The following is a 19425-nucleotide window of genomic DNA, read 5'->3' on the forward strand; positions in this document are numbered from 1 at the left end:
GCATACGATGTGCCGCGATGCGCGCCCTCACGATGATCCTCGCCGCCCTGCTGGGGTGCACCGTGCTCACGGGCTGCGTCCGGGAGAACCCCACCGTCGTCGCGCTGCTGGCCTCCGACGCCACCCAGCGCCTCGAGCCCCGAGTCGACGCCGAGGCCTTCGAGGCCCGCGTCGAGGCGACCTGCGAGGAGTGCACGGTCCGGGTGTACGACGCCGAGGGTGACGCCGCCGCCCAGGCCGCCCAGGCAGACGAGGCCCTCGACGACAGCGCCGACGTGATCGTCCTCGACCCGGTCGAGGTCGAGGAGGCCGAGGCGCTCGTCGGCGGTGGTGAGGACGAGGTGCCCGTCGTCGCCCACACGACCCTGGTCCCCGGTGCCGACTGGTTCGTCGGCACCGCCGAGCCCGTCGTGCCCGACGACTCGGGCCCCGAGGCGGGCTCCGACCTGGAGGCGGCCCGCCAGGTCGTGACCGGCAAGCGCCGCTCGATGCTGCACGTCCCCGCCACCGCGATGAGCGAGCAGGCCGCCGACGTGGCCGTCGCCGTCCTCGCGGGCGCCGAGGTCGAGGGCGCCGAGGACCTCGAGGGGGTGCCGTCCTTCCTGCACGCCGTCACCGAGGTGCGGCTGGCCGACCTCACCACCGTGCTCGTCGGGCAGGGCGCCGTCACGCTCGAGGAGCTCTGCTCGGGGTCCACCGCACGCAGGTGCGAGCGGATCGGCTTCGTCTAGGTCGCGCGACCGGGCGTTCATCCGGAGGCCACCCGCAGAGGGGAGTGCCCGGGCGCGGGATCGTCCTATCGTGGGCGGGTCCCCAACTCGGAGGTCCCCCATGCGACGTACCACCCTGCTCGCCGCCGGACTCGCGGCGGTCCTCGCCGTGCTGCCCGCCACCACCACGGCCGCGGCCCACGACGACCGCGACCGAGACCACCGCCACGGCCACGGCGAGCGGGAGACCGTGCGGTTCTCCACCTTCAACGCCTCGCTCAACCGGTCCACCCCCGGCGGGCTGGCCGCCGACCTGGCCGCGCCCGACTCCGGGACCCTCCCGGTCCAGCAGGCGCACCGCGTCGCCGAGACGATCCAGCGCGTGCGGCCCGACGTGCTGCTGGTCAACGAGTTCGACTTCGACCCCGCCGCGGTCGATCTCTTCCGCGACAACTTCCTCGAGGTCGCCCACGGGGACGCCGGCCCGATCGACTACCCCCACGCCTACGTCGCGCCGTCCAACACCGGCGTACCGAGCGGGCACGACCTCAACAACGACGGCAGGGTCGGAGGGGGCGACGACGCCTTCGGGTTCGGGCTGTTCCCGGGCCAGTACGGCATGGTCGTCTACTCCCAGCACCCCATCGACACCGACGCCGTGCGGACGTTCCGGACCTTCCGCTGGGCCGACATGCCGGGCGCGCTGCTGCCCGACGACCCGGCGACCGACGCTCCAGCCGACTGGTACTCCGCCGAGGAGCTCCAGGACGTCCGCCTCTCCTCCAAGTCGCACTGGGACGTGCCGATCGAGGTCGGCGACGAGACCGTGCACTTCCTGGTGTCCCACCCGACGCCCCCCACCTTCGACGGACCCGAGGACCGCAACGGCCTGCGCAACCACGACGAGATCCGCTTCTGGGCCGACTACGTCTCGCCCGTCCGCAAGCGCGCGGCGTACATCTACGACGACGAGGGGCGGTACGGCGGGCTGCCACGCGGTGCGTCGTTCGTGATCGCCGGCGACCAGAACGCCGACCCCGAGGACGGCGACTCCGTCGACGCCGCGATCGACCAGCTGCTCCGGCACCCGCGGGTGGTCGACCCCGAGCCGACCTCGGCGGGCGGCGCCGAGGCCGTCGACCAGGGCGGGGCCAACCTCCTCCACGACGGCGACCCGGCGCTGGACACAGCGGACTTCGCGGACGGGGCGCCCGGCAACCTGCGCGTCGACTACGTGCTGCCGTCGAAGGGGACGAAGGTCGTCGGTTCGGGGATCTTCTGGCCGGTCGACGCCGACCCGCTCTACTACCTGACCGGGGACTACGACCCGGCCCGCTGGCCGTTCACCGGAGTGCCGACCTCCGACCACCGCCAGGTCTGGGTGGACGTGCGCCACTGAGCCCGGCCGGTCGAGGCCGCCTCAGTGCACGGTCTCGATCGGCTCCTGGACCTCCTCGAGCGTGAGGTGGTGGTCCTCCCGGTCGAGCCTGCTGGGCCACCAGATCCGACCGCCGAGGTCCATGTTGATCGCGGTCACCAGCACCGAGCGGACGATCATCGTGTCCAGGATGACGCCGAGGGCGACCGCGACGCCGAGCTGGGCCAGGAAGACGACCGGGATGGTGCCGAGCACCAGGAAGGTCGCCGCGAGCACCAGGCCCGCGCTGGTGATCACCCCGCCAGTCGAGGTGAGCGCCACGAGGGCGCCCTTGCGGGTGCCGGAGTGCATGGTCTCCTCGCGCACGCGGGTCATCAGGAAGATGTTGTAGTCGATGCCCAGCGCGACGAGGAACACGAACGCGAACAGCGGGAAGCCTGGGTCGGAGCCGGCGAAGCCGAAGACGTACTCGAAGAGCATCGCGGAGATCCCCATGGCCGCCCCGAAGGAGAGCACGACGGTGGCGATCAGGATCAGCGGCGCCAGGACGGAGCGCAGCAGGGCCATCAGGATCAGGAAGACCACGAGCAGGATCACCGGGATGATCACGAGGTTGTCCCGGTTGGCGGCGTCGCGGGTGTCGAGGAAGAAGGCCGAGTTGCCGCCCACGAGGGCGTCGGCGCCCTCGACGGAGTGGACGGCGCCGCGGACCCGCTCGACGGTCTCGAACGCCTCGGGCGAGGCTGGGTCGAAGGAGATCGCGGCCTCGACCATGGTGACGTCCCCGGCCGTGACGGCGGGCTTGGGCGGCTCGACGTCCTGCAGCCCGGTGAGGGCCTCGGTGATCGCGTCCTCGCTGCCGGCCTTCGCCACCACCATCACGGTGTTGGACTGGTCGACCAGCCCGGCGTCCACGAGGACCTGCTGGCCGGTGACCGACTGGAACTCCTGGGTGTAGGAGTCCTCGGTCGCCAGGCCGTTGGTGTCGAGGCGGAGCAGGCCCAGGCAGGCGACGGCGAGGATCGCCGAGGTGACCACCCAGACCTTGCGCGGTCGCGGGGCGATCCAACGGCCGACGTGGGCCCAGAAGCCGGTCCGGGTCGGCTCGGGGGAGCCGTACGCCGGCCGCCGCGGCCAGAAGACCCACCGTCCGGCGATCACCAGCAGGGCGGGCAGCAGCGTCACCATCACCACGAACGTCACGCCGATGCCGATGGCCGCCACGGGGCCGAGGCCGGCCGTGGAGTTCATCTCGGCGAGCATCAGGCACAGCATGCCCAGCGCCACGGTCGCCGCGCTCGCCATCAGCGCCGGAGCCGCCCGGTGCAGCGCGAAGGCCATCGCCTCGTGCCGGTCCTGGTGGCGGCGCAGCTCCTCGCGGTAGCGGGCCACCAGGAGCAGCGCGTAGTCCGTTCCGGCGCCGATCACCAGGATGGTGAGGATGGCGTAGGACTGGCCGTTGACGGTCAGGTCGGCGTACCGCGCCAGGAAGTAGATCAGGGCCTGCGAGACGAAGAGGGCCACCACCGCGCTGAAGATCGGCAGCATCCACAGCACCGGGCTGCGGTAGGTGAAGAGCAGGATCACGATGACGACGCTGAGCGTGGCCGTCAGCAGGGTCGTGTCGATGCCGCCGAACGCCTCGGCGGAGTCGGCGGCCTGGCCGCCGGCGCCGGCCACGTAGACCTCCACGCCCTCGATGTCCGCGATGTCTCGCAGGTCGTCGGCCACGCCGGGCATCTCGTTCCAGCCCTCGGAGCCCAGGTCGAAGGTGACCGACGTCTGGGCGACGTCACCGCTCTCCGACACGGCGGGGAAGCCGAGCTGCTCGGCCGTGGCCGGGCTGACCACCGAGGGCGGACGTCCCTCCATGGCCTGCGCCAGGCCGTCCATCGAGGCGAACTCGGTGGCGTGCTCCTCGATGGCGGCGAGGTCGGCCTCGGTCAGGCCGCCCTCCCGCTCGTAGACGACCACGGTCGGGATGGCGTTGGGGTCCTGGAACGGCTCCAGCTTCTCGAAGGCCCGGGTCGACTCGGCCGACTCGGGCAGCCACGAGGAGGCCTCGTTGTTCTGGACGTCCGCCAGCTTGGAGGCGAACATGGCCGCGCCCGCGGCGATCAGCAGCCACGCGACGAGCACGACCCACTTGGTGACCGGCCCGGTGAGGGCCCCGGCAAGTCGACGGTTCATGGCTCCCAGTGCAACAGGTCCGACCGGTCTCCCGCATCAGGCTTTTCACCTAGTCGCGGCAGGGGTCTAGACCGGGTTCAGGAGCGCACCTGGAGGTGGAACGGGGACTCCATGTCGCCGTTGTCGGCGCGCGGCGGGACGGCGTACTCCATCGACCCGTCGGTCCCGAGCCGCACGACGGCCCACTCGCCGGCCTGGTAGGTCACCACGAGCAGGTGCTCGGGGTCCTCCCAGACCTGGTCGAAGTACGTCGCGGAGCGACCGCGCCGGTCGGGCGTCCAGGAGCGCACCCGGTCGCCCGAGCGCAGCTCGAGCAGGTCGAGCCGGGTGGGGCCGAAGCCGTCGGCGTACGCCGGGGTGCCGACCACGTGCCGGGTGTCGGGGGCGATGACCGAGAGCTGGTTGCGGCAGGTCGTCCAGCGGGTCCGGATGCCGCGACGCACCGCGCTGCAGCTGCCGGTGTCGGAGACGCTGGTGATGCCCGCGGTCCAGCGGCCGCGGCCCGTGGACCAGGTGCGGAACCCGGTGGCGTCGACGATGCCGTGCGAGGTGGTGTACCAGCTGACCGGCCGCCGCGTGGAGTTCACCGCGACCGAGCACCCGTTGCTGTCCTCGTCCTCGCGGCAGTCGTCGGCCGAGACGCCGGCGGGGGAGTTGAACCCCCGGACCCCGGGCACCGAGGGCATCCGCAGCACCCGGTCGCCCTCGGAGTCGATCACCCGGACGCCGCCCCTGCGGACGGTGAAGGCCACCGCGCCACCCCCGGGCGACACGGCCAGGCCGTAGCCGGTGCGCCACTCCCGCCGGCCCGGGCTGCCGTCGGCGGCGATCCAGCGGACCCGGGGCGGGCGGGCGCCGCCGGTCTGGACCACGTACCCCGACCCCATCGGGGCGAGCTCGCGGAGCTCGCCGGTGACGGGAGTCGTGCTCCCGCCGGCGGCGTGGACGGTGAAGCGGCCGGCGCCGGTGCGCTCGGCCCACGCCAGCCGCGGGGCGTCGCCGGTGTCGAGGTCGGAGACGTCGAAGACCTGACGGGGTTCGGCGGCACCAGGGGCCGACCCGCCGGCGGGTGCGGAGTGGAGGGTGAGGGCCAGTGGGGCGACGGCCAGCGCGACGAGGAGACGGTTCATGCCTCAAGGACTCCGTCGGGGTCGCGGAGGTTGCATCCGGGCGTCGGTGGCGGTCACGCCCCGTCTTCGTGGGCCGCGTAGAGGCGCTCCACGACGTCGGCGTACTTGCGGTTGACGACCCGTCGCTTGAGCTTGAGCGTCGGGGTGAGCTCCTCGGACTCGGCCGTCCACTCCGCCGGCAGCAGTTCCCACGCCTTGACCTGCTCGGGCCGGGAGAGGCGCGCGTTGGCCTTGTCGACCGCGTCCTGGGCCATCGCGCGGATCTCGGGGTGGGCGGACAGGTCCGCGAGGTCGGTGAACTCGATGCCGCGAGCCTGCGCGATCGCCGGGGCGACCTCGCCGTCGAGGGTCAGGATCGCCACCACGTAGGGACGGTTGTCGCCGACGGCCATCGCGTGCCCGACGACCGGCGACTCCTTGAGGTAGTTCTCGATGTTGGAGGGGGCGATGTTCTTGCCGGCCGAGGTGATGATCAGCTCCTTCTTGCGGTCCACGATCGCGAAGAAGCCGTCCTCGTCGAGGGTGCCGATGTCGCCGGTGTGGACCCAGCCGTCGGCGTCGATCAGGTTGCGCGTGGCCTGCTCCTGGCGGTGGTAGCCGGGGGTGACCACCGGGCCGCGGACCAGGACCTCGTTGTCCTCCCCGAGGCGGACCTCCATGCCCGGGGTGGCCCGGCCGACCGTCCCGAGGCGGAAGCCGCCCGGCCCGTTGGCGGTCACCGCGCCGCACGTCTCGGTCATGCCGTAGACGTCGTAGACCTTGAGGCCCAGGCCGGCCATGAACTTGGCGACCTCCAACGGCATCGGCGCGGCCGCCGAGCCGGCCCACGTCACCTGGTCGAGACCGAGGAGCAGCTTGAGGAACCCGAGGATCGACTCCTCCGCCTGCTGGTAGGCGGCCTCGATCTCCGGGGTCATCTCACCGCCGACCTCCTGGGCCTGCACCCAGGCGAGCCCGGCGGCCATCGAGTCCTGCACGAGCTTGACGTTGTCCGGGTTGGGGTCCGCCGCGAGCTTGGCGGAGAGGCCGGTCTTGATCTTCTCCCAGACGCGGGGGACGCCGAAGAACGCCGTGGGGTGGACCTCGCCGAGGGTCGCCAGCAGCTGCGCCGGGTCGCCGACGAGGTGCACGTGCCCGCTCGTCACCTGCGGCCCGTAGAGGCCCAGGATGCGCTCGGCGATGTGGGCCAGCGGGAGGTAGCTGACCTGTCGCTGCGGCTCGCCGAGCCCCGCGGCCTCCAGGGTGCTGAGCGCCTCGTAGAGCACGTTGTGGTGGGTCAGCACGACGCCCTTGGGGTTGCCGGTCGTGCCGGAGGTGTAGAGGATCGTCGCCGGCGCGTCGGGGTCCAGCGCCCGGTGGCGCTCCTCGAGCACGTCGGGGTGCTCGCGCCGGTACGCCGCCCCGCGGGCCAGGAAGTCGGCCCAGGAGACGTGGCGCTCGTCGTCGGGGGTGCTCGCCGCGTCCAGCACCACGACCGTCCCGACGGCGTCGAGGGCGTCGCGCCACCGCTCGAGCTGGTCGGGTCCCTCCAGGATCACCGCGCTCGGGGTGGACTCGCCCGCGATGAAGGCGACCTGCTCGGGGGAGAGGGTGTTGTAGATCGACATCGGGGTGGCCGCCGCGTGCACCGCGCCCATGTCGCCGACCATGTGCTCGATCCGGTTGGTGGCCATGATCGCCACGGTGTCGCCGACCCCGACGCCCGCCCCGACGAGCGCGGCCGCGATGTCGAGGGCCGCCTCCCGGGTCTGCGCCCAGGTCAGGGTGCGCCACGACTCGCCCTCCGCGACGTCGTGCTTGTCGCTGTACGCCGGCTCGTCGGCGTGCGCCGTCGCGGTGTCGGCCAGCGCGTCGATGAGGGTGCGGCCGGCGACCGCCTCCTGGATCCGCGCGCGGTCGGCCGCGACCGTGGGGTGGACGGAATCGGTCAGCACGTCGGTCATCGTCTCGGCTCCTCGGGGGTGTGACGGGAGTCACGATCCTCACGCACCCGAGGTGCCCGTGGCTAGGGCCCTTCGGGCCACGACCGCGGTGGGGCGACACTGTGGACGCACGAACCCGCAATCCGACCCCGGAGGACGACATGGTGGCGACCCGCTCCGCCCGCGAGAGGAAGGCCGCCGCGCAGGGCGGCCCGCTGGCCCGGGTGTCGATCGACGTCGACGCCGACCAGCAGTTCGTCTACACGGTCGCGTGCGCGACCTGCCGGGCCAAGGGCCACCGCGCCTGGTCGACCTACCGGGCCGGGCAGGACAACGGCTACATGGCGGCGATGGACCGGTGGACCTTCCACCTCGTCGAGAAGCACCCCGGCACCGAGGCGCCCTGCCTCGCCTTCCTGCCCGAGGCCCAGCAGCGGCTCCACGAGCGGCGCGAGGGGACGCCGTGAGCGACCTCGAGGCGGTGGAGTCGCGCCTGACCGCGCTCCTCGACCGCCACCGCGACGAGCTGGTCGACGGCACGATCTACGGGATCCCGTCGCTCGTCTGGCCGGGATCCTCGGGGCACGACTACTTCGCCGCGCTCAAGCGGGGGAAGACCAAGGTCAGCCTCTACCTCGTCATCGCCGACCGCTACCCCGACGAGCTCGCGCCGTGCTCGCCCGCGCTGCTCGCGCGGCGTACGGGTCGGGCGACGTTCTCCTTCACCACGCTCGACGACGAGCTCGCCGCCGACCTCGGCGCGCTGCTGGACCGGTTGCTCGCGCGCTACCGCGAGGAGCACGCGTAGCCCGAGGGTGTCAGCGGACGACCTCGCGCAGCGCCACGTCACGGAGCCGACCCGAGTCCGTGGTGGCCGTCATGTACGTACAGGCGGGCTGGCGTCGCCGGTCCGTCGGCGACCCGGGGTTGAGCAGCCTCAGGCCGGTGTCGGTCGTGGTGTCCCACGGGACGTGGCTGTGGCCGAACACCAGCACGTCGACGTCGGGGTAGAGCCCGCTGCAGCGCGCCTCGCGTCCCCGGGAGGGGCCGGTCTCGTGGACGACCGCGAGGCGGACGCCGTCGACCTCGACGCGGGCCACCTCCGGGAGGCGCTCGCGCAGCACGCCGTGGTCGTTGTTGCCCCACACCCCCACGAGCCGCCGGGAGCGCTCGTCGAGACGGTCGAGCAGCGCCGCGTCGACCCAGTCGCCTGCATGGACCACGAGCTCCGCCTCGTCCACCGCCGCCCACACCTGGTCGGGCAGGTCCCGCGCCCGCTTGGGCAGGTGGGTGTCGGCCAGCAGGAGGAGACGCGTCACCAGGTGAGCTCGATCTCCAGCTCGTTGTCGTCGCCGAGCTCGACCTCGACCTTGAGGTTCACCTCGTCGGGCACGCGGACGGTGATGCGGTTGCCCCCACGCTGGAACTCCACGGAGTTGTTGCGGGCGAGCGCGTCGGCGAGGGCTCGCAGGCGGGCCGCGGCGTCCTCGCGGCTCATGCGCTGGGTGTCGTCGATCTCGAACAGGTCCATGGGGTCTCCTCGTCTCGGGCTTGTCCCGAACCTAGCGGCGGGAGCCGAACCGCGTCAGCGCCTCGACCCACCGACTAGGTTCACCGCATGGATGCCGACGTGCTGGTCGTGGGGGCCGGACTGGCCGGGCTGCGCTGCGCGCTGGCGTTGCAAGACGCGGGTCGCGAGGTGCTCGTGCTCGAGGCGGCGGACGCGGTCGGCGGCCGCATCCGCACCGACCGGGTCGACGGGTTCCTCGTCGACCGCGGCTTCCAGCTGCTCAACCCCGCCTACCCGGCCGTACGCCGCTGGGTCGACGTCGGCGCCCTCGGCCTGCAGGGCTTCGGGGCCGGCCTCGCGGCCGTGACCGAGTCCGGCACGTCGGTCCTCGGGCACCCGCTGCGCGCCCCCCGGCTGCTGCCGGGCACGGCGGGCACGGCCCTCGCCCACCCGCGTGAGGCGGCAGCGGTGGTCCGGTGGGCCGCGCCCCTGCTGCGCCCGCGCGGACGCACCTCCCTCTCGGAGGTCCTCGCCGCGCGTGACGACCTCGACCGTGCCGCCGCCCTCGACCGGGCCGGGGTCGACGGCCTGCTGCGTCGGGTGGTCGACCGGTTCTTCGCCGGTGTGCTGCTCGAGGACGACGGCAGCACGGCCGACCGCTTCGCCCTGCTGCTCGCGTGGATGTTCGTCCGTGGTGTGCCGTCGCTGCCGACCGCCGGCATGCAGGCGCTGCCCGAGCAGCTCGCCGCACCCCTCCGTGCGCGGGTCCGCCTCGGTCACCGCGTCGAGCGGGTGGGGGCGACCTCGGTCGACGCGGCCGACCGGACCTGGACGGCGCGGCGGGTCGTGGTGGCGACCGACGGGCCGCGGGCGCGGGAGCTCACCGGCGTGGCCGCTCCGCCGACGAAGGGGGTGGTCACCACCTGGTGGTCCGCCCCGGAGGCGCCCGACTCCGACCTGCTGCACGTCGACGCGCGTCGGGACCCGCACGGTCCGCTGGTCAACGCAGCCGTCGTCTCCCGCGCCGCCCCGTCGTACGCCCCCGCCGGACGCCACCTGGTGCAGGGCTCTGCCCTCCTCGCCCCCGGCCGGGACGCGGGCCGTGCGCCTGACGACACGGCGATGCGCCGGCACGCGGGGGACCTGCTCGGCGTGGACCCGACGGGGTGGGAGGTGGTCGCCCGGCACGAGGTGCCCGACGCGCTGCCCGCCCAGCCCGTGCCCTACTCCGCGACCCGCCCGGTCCGCGTCGGCGACCTCGTCGTCTGCGGCGACCACCGCGACACCGGCTCCATCCAGGGCGCCCTGGTCAGCGGCCAGCGTGCGGCGGACGCCGTGCTCGCGGCGCCGCGGTGAGCGCCGTGGTCGCCTTCGCGGTCGCGTCGGCGTTGCACGCCGGTTTCCAGCTGACGGTCACCGTGCTCGTCTACCCGGTCCTGGGTGCCCGGTCCGCCGCGGAGTGGCGGCCCGCCCACGACCGGCACTCGCGGTCGATCGCGCCGCTCGTCGGCGTCGTCTACCTCGCGGTGCTCGTGACGGGCGGGCTCCTCGTGGCCGCCGGTCCGGACCTCCTCGGCTGGCTCGGGCTGGCGCTGACGGCCGCCGCTCTGGCCACCACCGCCGCGGTGGCTGCGCCGCTCCACGGCCGCCTCGACGCCCGTGACGACGCGCTCGTCGCCCGGCTCCTGGTGGCCGACCGGTGGCGCTGCGCCTTCGCCGTCCTCGGGGCGGCCGCCGCCGCCGGCTCCGCGCTGGCCGGGGCATGATGGCGCCGTGAGTGCGAGCGAGAGCGCCCCGCAGGTCGTGGTCGTCGGCGCGGGCCTGGCCGGGGTGGCGTGCGCCCGCGAGGTGCGGGCGGCCGGGCTGGCGGTGCGGGTGCTCGACCGCGGGCACCGGCCCGGGGGACGGATGGCCTCGCGGCGCCTGTGGGACCGCCACGTCGACCTCGGGGCGTCGTACCTCACGACGTCGGACGAGGACTTCCTCGCCGTCGTGGAGCACTGGCGCGAGCGCGGCCTGGCCCACCCGTGGACCGACACCTTCTGCGCGCTCGGCGACCGCGGCGCGCGGGCCACGAGCGGACCGGTGCGCTGGGGGGCGCCGGGGGGCCTGCGCTCCCTCGTCGAGGACCTCGCGGCCGACCTCGAGGTCGAGCGGTACGACGTCGTGGACGTCGACGAGCTCGAGGGCGCGGCCGTCGTGCTGGCCATGCCCGACCCCCAGGCCCGGCGTCTCGTCACCGACGGGCACCCCCTCGCGGAGCACCTCGACCGCGACTTCGAGGCCGTGCTGGCGCTGGCCGCCACCTGGCCCGGGAGGACCTGGGACGACGTCAGCCCGACCGGGCGCTTCGACGGCGCCTTCGTCGACGACGACCCGGTCGTGGCGTGGATCGCCGACGACGGGCGGCGCCGCGGCGACGACGCCCCGGTGCTCGTCGCCCACTCCACGCCGGGCTTCGCCGCACGGCACCTCGACGACCCTGTCGCCGCGGCCCCGGAGATGGTCGCGACGCTCCGCTCCCTGATGTCGCTGCCGGAGCCGGCGGACGTGCACGTCCACCGGTGGACCTTCGCCAGGCCCGTGGGGGAGCGGAGCGCCACCCACGCCCTCGTCGACGGGCCGGCCGGGCTCGTCGGCGCGTGCGGGGACGGGTGGGGAGCCTCGCCGAAGGTCGAGACCGCGTGGCTGTCGGGTCGCGACCTCGGGCGGGCGATCGCGCACCGGCTGTCGTGAGCGAGGGCGTGGTGCGATCCCTACCTCGCCGACGACCGACGGGCTAGCGTGGAGGCGTGCGTCGCGGCCGACGAGTCGATTCCCTCACGGACGTCCCGTGGCCGGCGAGCGAGCAGCTCCGCCGGCGGGAGCGCCGCTACTTCCTGCTCATGGGCGTGTGCCTCGCCCTGATCCTGCTCGCCTGGACCTGGGTGCGCCTCTGGTCCACCCCTCTGGCCGTGGCGATGTCGGCCGTGGCCGCCCTCATCCCGCCGATCGCCTCGTTCGTCGGGAGCAACGGCTTCCGGGGCGGCTGATGGATCCTGGCCCTTGCCCGCCGGGACGCCCCGCCCGACGATGGGGACGGACAGGAGACAGCGCATGAGCATCGGCATCGGCCCCCCCGACCCGGACCACAAGGACCCCGATCGCTACAACAGCGCCGGGAAGCTGAGGTCGGCCGTCTACGAGGCCGAGATGGCGCGCCTGCAGGAGCAGCTGGTGCTGCTCCAGTACTGGATCCAGACCCAGGGCCTCAAGGTGCTGGTGATCTTCGAGGGGAGGGGGTCGGCCGGCAAGGGCGGGGTGATCCAGCGGATCACCGAGCGGACCAGCCCCCGCACCGTGCGGATCGTGGCGCTGCCGAAGCCGACGGACCGCGAGCGCACGCAGTGGTACTTCCAGCGCTACGTCAAGCACCTGCCGGCGGCCGGGGAGATGGTGCTGTTCGACCGCAGCTGGTACAACCGCTCGAACGTCGAGTGGGTGATGGGCTTCTGCACCGAGGCCGAGCACGAGGAGTTCCTCCGCAGCTGTCCCGAGTTCGAGCGGATGCTCGTCCGGTCGGGGATCGTGCTGCTGAAGTACTGGTTCTCCGTCGGCGCCGAGGAGCAGAAGCGGCGCTTCGAGGCCCGCAACGCCGAGCCCCTCAAGCGGTGGAAGCTCTCGGAGATGGACCTCGCGGAGCGCGAGCTCTACCACCAGTACTCGGTGGCGAAGGACACGACCTTCCGCTACACCGACATCAAGCAGGCTCCCTGGTACGTCGTCCCGTCGGACGACAAGCGGGCGGCTCGGCTCAACTGCATCACCCACCTGCTCTCCCAGTTCGACTACGAGGACGTCGCGCCGCCCGTGGTCGAGCTCCCCGAGGTGGCCGAGCACCACTACCTCCGTCCGCCGATGCACGAGCAGACGTTCGTGCCGCAGGTCTGGTAGCGGGTGGCGACCGGCGTCGTGCCGCCGTTCCGCCCGGGTGGCGACTTCACGGTGGGCGTGGAGGAGGAGCTGATGCTCGTCGACGGCGCCGGCGAGCTGCTCGGGCACCACGGCGTCAAGGTGGTCGCGTCCCTCGGTCGCTCCACCCCGTCCGGCGCCCGCGTGACCGGCGAGGTCTACGCCGACCAGGTCGAGCTCAACACCCCCGCCTGCGCCGGGGCGGAGGCCGTCGTGGCCTCCCTGCGCGGGCTGCGCGACGGGGTGGTGGCACAGGGCGCCCGCCCGATGGCCGTCGCGGTCCACCCGTCGGCACCGTTGGGGGGCGCGTGCTTCGTGCCGTCCCCGCGCTACGACGCGATCATCGCCGAGTACGCCGGCCTCCTGAGGACGCCCACAGCGGCCCTGCAGGTGCACGTGGGCCTGCCCGACACCGAGACGTTGGTGCGCGCCTACCGGGGCCTGCGCCACCGACTCCCGCTGCTGCGCGCCCTGGCGGCCGGCTCGCCGTACTGGCACGGCGTCGACTCCGGCCTCGCCTCGGCGCGCGCGGCGATCCTGCGGTCCTACCCCCGGACGACGGTCGCGCCGCTGCTGCGCTCCTGGGAGGAGTACGTCGAGCGCACCGAGTCGCTGGTGGCCGCGGCCGAGCTGGCGGACCACACCTACGTCTGGTGGGACCTGCGACCCCGGCCCGAGCTGGGCACCCTGGAGGTGCGGGTGATGGACGCGCAGCCCTCGCTCGCGCGGGTCGCCGGGCTGACCGCGCTGGTGCAGGGCATGGCGCGACGCGCCGTGGAGGATCCTGACCCCGAGGACCTGAGCGACGACGTCGTCGGCGTCAACGACCACCGGGCGGCCCGCGAGGGCCTCGACCCGCGGGTCGTGGACGTGGACGGGTCGGTCCGGCCGCTGCGGGTGGTCGCCGGGCAGGCGCTCGCCGAGGCACGGGAGGTGCTGGCCGGCGACGGGCTCGACGCGCCCCTCGAGGTCGTCGAGGAGATGCTCCGGCAGCCGGGGGAGCCCGCCCGGCAGCGGGCGGTCCTCGCAACGGGCGGCATGCCGGCGCTGCTGGCCGACCTGGTGGCGCGGACCGTCGACCTGGACGGCTGACCGACAACCAACCGCCGCTCCGGGCTGTCACACCCGCGTGAGACACACCCACCGCCTCGGGCTGCCGGCCCTCGTGATCCTGCTCGTGACGACCGGGTTGGCCGCGACCTGGGCGGCGTCTCGCCACGACGACCCGCGGCCCAACGTCGTGCTCATCACGGCCGACGACATGACCGCCGTCGAGCTGCGCTGGATGCCCCGGACCCGCCGGCTGCTGGGGCGGGAGGGCGTCACGTTCGGGAACATGGTCGCGCCGCACCCCAACTGCTGCCCGTCCCGGGCGCAGGTCCTGACGGGCCAGTACGCCCACAACAACGGCGTCCGCACCAACTCCCCGCCGTGGGGCGGCCACCAGGGCCTCAACCGGGCCAACACCCTGCCGGTGTGGCTGCAGCGGGCCGGCTACACCACCGGTTTCATCGGCAAGTACCTGCACGGCTACGACGAGCGCGACGGCACGGAGCCCGGCTGGGACCGCTGGCGCCCGATCATCGGCACCCTGTCGGACTACCGGGCCTTCCTGCAGTACGACGACGGCGAGCTGCGCCGCTTCGGCCCGGAGGCCTACCACACCGACGTGGTCGCGCAGCAGTCCCGTGAGCTCGTCCGCTCCTTCGCCGCCGACGACGAGCCGTTCTTCCTCTGGTCGAGCTTCCTGGCCCCGCACGGCACCTGCCAGGGCAACCCCGAGCCCGACTGCTCCGGCCCGCCACCTGCCGCCGACCGGCACGCGGGCGTCCTGGGCGGCGTCCGGCTGCCGGTCCTGGACTCGCCGTCGTTCAACGCTCCCGGCGTCGGAGCGCGCCGGGCCGGGAAGCGGGTCTCCCCGTCAGCGGCCCAGGGGCTCTTCACCCAGCGCATCCGTGCCCTGGCCGCCCTGGACGAGGCCGTCGCCGGGATCGTCACGGAGCTGCGCCGCGCGGGCGAGCTCGACGACACGGTGCTGATGTTCACCTCCGACAACGGATACCTCTTCGGCGAGCACCGGCTGGTCGGCAAGAACGTGCCCTACGAGGAGGCGGTGCGGGTGCCGCTGCTCGTGCGCGGTCCGGGCATCCCGGCGGGGGATCGCCGGTCGCAGACGGTCGCGATGATCGACCTCGCCCCGACCGTCGCCCGCCTCGCCCACGCTCGGCCGCTGCGTCGTACCGACGGGATCGACTTCCTGCCGTACGCCGTCGCCGACCGGCCGCAGGCCGACCGGGCCCTCCTCCTCCAGGCCGGCTCGAAGGGCAGGGTGAAGGCGCGGGCGTGGAAGTTCCGGGCCGTGCGGACCGACCGCTACACCCTGGTCCGGTGGAAGGTGCCCAAGCGGCGGGAGCTCTTCGACCGTCGCCGGGACCCCTTCCAGCTCACGAACGTGCACGGTGACCCGCGCTACCGCCACGTCCGCAAGCGGCTGACGCGGCACCTGCGGAAGCTGGAGGACTGCCGCTCGCAGGGGTGCCGGCGACCGGTGTCCGAGCTGCCGAGACCGCTGCACTGAGGCGCCGCGCGTGCTGACGGCGCTGCTACGGTCCCCGGCATGTCGGTGAGCGCTCGGGCAGCATCGTTCGGGCTGGTCGCCGAGGACTACCACCGGTGGCGTCCGTCGTACCCTCCGGCGGCCGTCGACTGGCTGGCGCCGTCGCCGCCCGCGCACGTCGCGGACCTCGGGGCGGGCACGGGCAAGCTCACCGAGCTGCTGGCGGCCCGCGGGCTGCGTGTCGACGCCGTGGAGCACGACCCGCGGATGCTCGAGGTCCTGGGCCGGCACGTCCCCGGCGCGCGGCTGCACGTCTCGGACGCCTCGTCCATCCCGCTCGAGGACGGGTCGCTGGACGCCGTGCTGGTGGCGGACGCGTGGCACTGGTTCGACCCCGAGCCCACCGTCGCGGAGGTACGCCGCGTGCTGCGGCCGGGCGGGTGGCTGGGCCTGGTGTGGAACGTCGTGGCGACACCCGTCGAGCCGTGGGAGCTCGCGCTCGCCGACGACTCGCAGGAGTACGACCGGGCCAGGAAGGCCGGCACCGAGGGGCTCAGCCGGCGGCTGTCCTACCTCCCCTCGGACGAGCTCGCCTTCACGCAGGTCGAGTGGGAGTGGGAGGTCACGCCGGACCAGTGGGCGTCGTTCTCCGCCACCACGTCCATGGCGATCGCGATGTCGCCGCGGGAGCGGGCCGACGCGCTCTCTCGCACGCGCGCGCAGCTCCAGCAGGTCTGCGACGACCTCGGCAGGGACGCTGTGCCGATCCGGCACGTCGCCAGCTGCGTGCGCTGGACGCCGGCCCGCTGAGCTAGCGGCGCCGGAACTCCGAGCGCAGGCCGCGCTCGAGCTGCCACAGCCCGGCCAGGAAGAACACCAGCCCCACGACACCCGCCGCCGGGTCGGCGGTCAGGGAGACCGAGGCGAGCCCGATCCCGAGGAGGACCAGCGCGACGCCGGTGAGGATCGAGTAGCACCCGGGACTGATCACGCCCTTCGACAGCAGGGCGGCGGCAAGGGCGCGGACGGTGTTCATGGTGGATGGGGACGCTAGCGCCCGCCGCCGACCCGCGCAGTGGATCAGCCGGTGCCGGCCATGAACCCCGGGAGCCAGCACGCCTCCCAGGCCGGGATCTCCTGCAGCTCGTGCGGAGCCCTGGTGGGCGCCTGCCCGCAGACCCGGTAGCGGCCGTCGCCGCGCTCGAGGTAGAGGTAGTTCACCAGCTCGCGGCGCAGGTAGGCGAAGTCCTCGTGCACCCCGAGGAGCACCTCGTTGACCTCGCGCTCGGTGTAGACCCGGCCGGGCCCGAAGCGGGTGAGCACCTCGAGCAGTGCGCCCGCCCTGGTCCGGCGCTTCGCCGGGACGTGCGCCAGCCGGCCGTCGGTGAAGAGCCTGGCGACGAGCCGTTCCTGCTCACGTCGCGCGGCCTCGTACGCCGGGTCCTCGAGCGCCGCCCGGGCGGCGGTGTAGGTCTCACCGGTCCGGGCCATCCGCGCGCGGACGACCTGCTTGAAGTCACGGTCCCTGGTCACTGTCATCACCTCGCCTGCGTCGCGCCCCCAGTCCGCCGCCGCAGTGCGTGTAGCGACGAGTGCCATGTCAGTGATCGCCCGAGGATCTGCTCCCCTCCGCCGTGTCGCTCGGACTGGGGCCGATGCGTGGGCTGGGCGCTGGGTGGCGCCGCTTGCTGTCGATCCTTCCACAGGCCGTGCAGGTGGCTCCACCGGATTCAGGGTCGGTGTCGGTGCCGGGTGCTTGGGTGGAGGCATGGACCTGACCACCGACCTCACGGGGCTGACCGAGGGCGCCCTCCTCGATCACGCCGAGGCCGTGGCGCGCACCCAGCGCGAGTGCGAGGTCCAGACGCTGCGGATCGCCGTGCAGCACGCGGTGACCAACAACCCCGACCGGCTCGACCCTGCCTTGACGAAGCTCCCCGGCCGCGAGCGGGCGAAGCGGTTCGGCGGCGTGGGGACACCGGACGTCGCGGAGTTCTGCTGCGCCGAGCTGGGGGCGCGGCTGGGCATCACCTCGTGGTCGGCCTTCTCCCTGATGGCCGACGCCCTCGACCTGGTGATCCGGCTGCCCCGGCTGTGGCGCCGTGTCGAGGCGCTCGAGGTCCGGGCTTCCTACGCCCGCTTCGTCGCGCGGCGCACCCGCGACCTGACGGTCGAGCAGGCGGCGTACGTCGACGCGCGCGTCGCCGAGTCCGCCGACGGCCGCATTCCGTGGTCCCGCTTCGAAGCGCTCGTGCTCGGCGCCGTCGCTGCGAGCGACCCGGAGGCCGCCGCCGCCCGGGAGGAGGAGCAGGCCCGCCGCCAGCTCGCCAACCCCACCCGTTCGACCGAGGACGGGGTGCGCGGGTTCTACGTCCGTGCGCCCTTCCACGTCGTCGCTCGGCTGGACGCGATCGTCACCCACCTCGCCCGCATCCTGGCCGACCTCGGCGACACCGACCCCGAGGACCACCGCCGCGTCAAGGCCGTCCTCGTGCTCACCGACCCGCGACGCGCGGCCGAGCTGATGACGACGTACGCCGCGTGGCGCGACCGCCCGGAGGATCCCGCAGGCCCGACCGATGAGCCGACCGAGGCACCGGCCGACGAGCCCGACCGCACGGGTGAGCGGCCCGAGATCGACTGGGACGTTCTGATGCCGACCGTGGTGGTGATGCTCCACCTCTACGCAGGCGAGGACGAGACCGGCGTCGCCCGGGTGGAGGGCTACGGCCCCGTCACCGAGGTCTGGCTGATGCAGCACCTCGGACCGCACGCCAGGTTCACCGTCCGGCCGGTCCTCGACATCGCCGGCCAGGCGCCGGTTGACGCCTACGAGATCCCCGACCGACATAGGCGGGCCGTGCATCTCATGACGCCGGCCGACACCTTCCCCTGGGGGTCCAGCACCTCCCGCACCCAGCAGATCGACCACACCGAGCCCTTCGGGCACGGTGCGGACCCACCCGCCGGGCAGTCGGGGATGGGCAACTACGGCCCGATGAGCCAGTTCCACCACCGGGTCAAGACCCACGGGGCGTGGGAGGTCCGGCAACCCTTCGCGGGCGTCTACGTCTGGCGTGACCCGCACGGCGCCCTCTACCTCGTCGACCACACCGGCACCCGCCGGCTCGGTGCGAACGCCGCGCCGTCCAGCCCGGCAGAGCTCGTGGTCAGCCGCGCACTGCTGGGGCTCGCGGCCTGAGGGCCGGCGCCAGCAACGTCGTCATGAAGACGCTGTTCGGGGCCGTAGGTGCCGAACGGCGAGCACGGCACGAAGCCTGCTCGGGCGTAGAGCGACCGCGCCGGGGCAAAGAAGTCCATGCTGCCCGTCTCCAGCGAGACCCGGGAGACTCCGCGCGACGAGGCGTCCGTCTGCGGGTGGTCGAGAATCGCCGAGCGGATGCTCAAGTCCGCCGGCCTAGTCGACCCCAGTCGAGCACCGATCGTGCTTGAGGACATCGGTCGCGGCTTCACGGCCGCCAACTCGGGAAGTTCGCGGCGCCCACCCGCCGGAGAGACGACCCCGTCGAGCTGGGCAGCCTTTCCCGCAGGCCGTGGTCTTCTCGGACGCCATTCGGGCGGGACGCAACCTCCTAGTTGCCAGTGGCACCCAACTCGTAGCAAAAGGGCACGTGGCGAGATTGATCCTGTCCCCGACGGGGTCGTGACCTCCAGTAAGCGCGTGTTCGGACAGACGACGGTTCCGCTAGCGGATGCGAACTGCAACTAACGGCTTCGCGAGCTCCCACTGCGGCACATGCCGGTGCCCTGAACGCGACATCGCGCTCGCGCTATGAGACCTACCGGGCTTCGGCATCAATCACGTTGTAGTTCCTTCGCTCCTGAGTCGCGACGAGTCAAGTCCAGCGCGACGCCGGCGTCGGCACCCCGCGGGGTAATCCACGAAAAGTTGCCCTGCGCCGCAGCGACCCCGTGCCACCGCAGGTTGAGAGGTGTCGCGTAGTGGAACCAGAAGGCAGGGCAGCGAGAACTGCGTACTACCAACCTGGCGATGGTTTCGTCTTCCGGGAGGCCACAGCGCGTCTACTGCTGCTCACGAGGTAGTTCTAGGCGCCG

The 19425-nt window shown here is 73.3% G+C and carries 20 protein-coding genes; 13 read left to right on the forward strand and 7 right to left on the reverse strand.

Features of this window, described 5'->3' with window-relative positions:
• Positions 1–17 precede the first annotated feature (17 nt).
• Both DAI17_RS06095 and DAI17_RS06100 read left to right on the forward strand, forming a co-directional pair.
• The gene (locus tag DAI17_RS06095; RefSeq protein WP_107772018.1) at positions 18–731 is read left to right on the forward strand and encodes a type 1 periplasmic-binding domain-containing protein; all 714 of its coding nucleotides are present in this window, start codon (positions 18–20) and stop codon (positions 729–731) included.
• 100 nt (positions 732–831) lie between these two features.
• Positions 832–2109, forward strand: coding sequence for an endonuclease/exonuclease/phosphatase family protein (locus DAI17_RS06100; RefSeq protein ID WP_107772019.1), 1278 nt, complete (start codon positions 832–834; stop codon positions 2107–2109).
• 21 nt (positions 2110–2130) lie between these two features.
• Here the strand turns inward: DAI17_RS06100 and DAI17_RS06105 are convergent, their stop codons facing one another.
• The 3 genes from DAI17_RS06105 to DAI17_RS06115 form a co-directional block, all read right to left on the reverse strand.
• Complete coding sequence (locus tag DAI17_RS06105; RefSeq protein WP_107772020.1) at positions 2131–4278, reverse strand: MMPL family transporter; 2148 nt, start codon at positions 4276–4278, stop codon at positions 2131–2133.
• Between the two features lie 77 nt (positions 4279–4355).
• Entirely contained in the window at positions 4356–5408 is a 1053-nt protein-coding gene (locus DAI17_RS06110) for a hypothetical protein (RefSeq protein WP_107772021.1), read from the reverse strand.
• A gap of 53 nt (positions 5409–5461) precedes the next feature.
• Positions 5462–7351 (reverse strand): AMP-dependent synthetase/ligase, encoded by a 1890-nt coding sequence (locus DAI17_RS06115; RefSeq protein WP_107772022.1) that lies wholly within the window; start codon positions 7349–7351, stop codon positions 5462–5464.
• Between the two features lie 140 nt (positions 7352–7491).
• Between DAI17_RS06115 and DAI17_RS06120 the strand changes: the two genes are divergently transcribed.
• Positions 7492–7797: a hypothetical protein gene (locus DAI17_RS06120; protein WP_107772023.1), complete on the forward strand. Its 306-nt coding sequence runs from the start codon at positions 7492–7494 to the stop codon at positions 7795–7797.
• A complete protein-coding gene (locus DAI17_RS06125; RefSeq protein WP_107772024.1) occupies positions 7794–8138 on the forward strand; it encodes a hypothetical protein in 345 nt (114 codons plus the stop codon). The genes DAI17_RS06120 and DAI17_RS06125 overlap by 4 nt, the downstream gene beginning before the upstream one ends.
• A gap of 10 nt (positions 8139–8148) precedes the next feature.
• On the opposite strand, the gene DAI17_RS06130 is transcribed toward DAI17_RS06125, so the two are convergent.
• Positions 8149–8649, reverse strand: a complete 501-nt coding sequence (locus DAI17_RS06130) for a metallophosphoesterase family protein (protein WP_199904963.1) — start codon at positions 8647–8649, stop codon at positions 8149–8151.
• Complete coding sequence (locus DAI17_RS06135; protein WP_107772026.1) at positions 8646–8861, reverse strand: amphi-Trp domain-containing protein; 216 nt, start codon at positions 8859–8861, stop codon at positions 8646–8648. Before DAI17_RS06135 ends, DAI17_RS06130 begins: the two co-directional genes overlap by 4 nt.
• A gap of 87 nt (positions 8862–8948) precedes the next feature.
• Between DAI17_RS06135 and DAI17_RS06140 the strand changes: the two genes are divergently transcribed.
• From DAI17_RS06140 to DAI17_RS06175, 8 genes are all read left to right on the forward strand, one after another.
• Positions 8949–10196, forward strand: a complete 1248-nt coding sequence (locus tag DAI17_RS06140) for an NAD(P)/FAD-dependent oxidoreductase (RefSeq protein ID WP_107772027.1) — start codon at positions 8949–8951, stop codon at positions 10194–10196.
• On the forward strand, positions 10193–10606 hold the full coding sequence (locus DAI17_RS06145) for a hypothetical protein (RefSeq protein ID WP_107772028.1): 414 nt from the start codon (positions 10193–10195) through the stop codon (positions 10604–10606). The genes DAI17_RS06140 and DAI17_RS06145 overlap by 4 nt, the downstream gene beginning before the upstream one ends.
• Positions 10607–10613: 7 nt before the next feature.
• Complete coding sequence (locus DAI17_RS21780; RefSeq protein WP_107772029.1) at positions 10614–11576, forward strand: NAD(P)/FAD-dependent oxidoreductase; 963 nt, start codon at positions 10614–10616, stop codon at positions 11574–11576.
• Positions 11577–11632: 56 nt separating this feature from the next.
• Positions 11633–11872 carry a DUF3099 domain-containing protein gene (locus tag DAI17_RS06155; protein ID WP_107772030.1) on the forward strand — a complete coding sequence of 80 codons (240 nt, stop codon included), beginning with the start codon at positions 11633–11635 and terminating at the stop codon, positions 11870–11872.
• 64 nt (positions 11873–11936) lie between these two features.
• Positions 11937–12773 (forward strand): polyphosphate kinase 2, encoded by an 837-nt coding sequence (gene ppk2, locus DAI17_RS06160; protein ID WP_107772031.1) that lies wholly within the window; start codon positions 11937–11939, stop codon positions 12771–12773.
• 3 nt (positions 12774–12776) lie between these two features.
• Positions 12777–13883, forward strand: a complete 1107-nt coding sequence (locus tag DAI17_RS06165) for a carboxylate-amine ligase (RefSeq protein WP_107772032.1) — start codon at positions 12777–12779, stop codon at positions 13881–13883.
• A 37-nt stretch (positions 13884–13920) separates the two neighbouring features.
• Entirely contained in the window at positions 13921–15369 is a 1449-nt protein-coding gene (locus DAI17_RS06170; RefSeq protein ID WP_107772033.1) for a sulfatase family protein, read from the forward strand.
• A gap of 39 nt (positions 15370–15408) precedes the next feature.
• Positions 15409–16158: a class I SAM-dependent methyltransferase gene (locus DAI17_RS06175; protein ID WP_107772034.1), complete on the forward strand. Its 750-nt coding sequence runs from the start codon at positions 15409–15411 to the stop codon at positions 16156–16158.
• Between the two features lies 1 nt (position 16159).
• Here the strand turns inward: DAI17_RS06175 and DAI17_RS06180 are convergent, their stop codons facing one another.
• Both DAI17_RS06180 and DAI17_RS06185 read right to left on the reverse strand, forming a co-directional pair.
• Positions 16160–16384: a hypothetical protein gene (locus tag DAI17_RS06180; protein WP_107772035.1), complete on the reverse strand. Its 225-nt coding sequence runs from the start codon at positions 16382–16384 to the stop codon at positions 16160–16162.
• A gap of 44 nt (positions 16385–16428) precedes the next feature.
• On the reverse strand, positions 16429–16881 hold the full coding sequence (locus tag DAI17_RS06185) for a DUF2087 domain-containing protein (protein WP_107772036.1): 453 nt from the start codon (positions 16879–16881) through the stop codon (positions 16429–16431).
• Between the two features lie 235 nt (positions 16882–17116).
• Between DAI17_RS06185 and DAI17_RS06190 the strand changes: the two genes are divergently transcribed.
• Positions 17117–18550 (forward strand): hypothetical protein, encoded by a 1434-nt coding sequence (locus DAI17_RS06190; RefSeq protein WP_107772037.1) that lies wholly within the window; start codon positions 17117–17119, stop codon positions 18548–18550.
• The last annotated feature ends 875 nt before the right edge of the window (positions 18551–19425 follow it).

Source organism: Nocardioides sediminis (assembly GCF_003047295.1).
Classification (GTDB): Bacteria; Actinomycetota; Actinomycetes; order Propionibacteriales; family Nocardioidaceae; genus Nocardioides; species Nocardioides sediminis.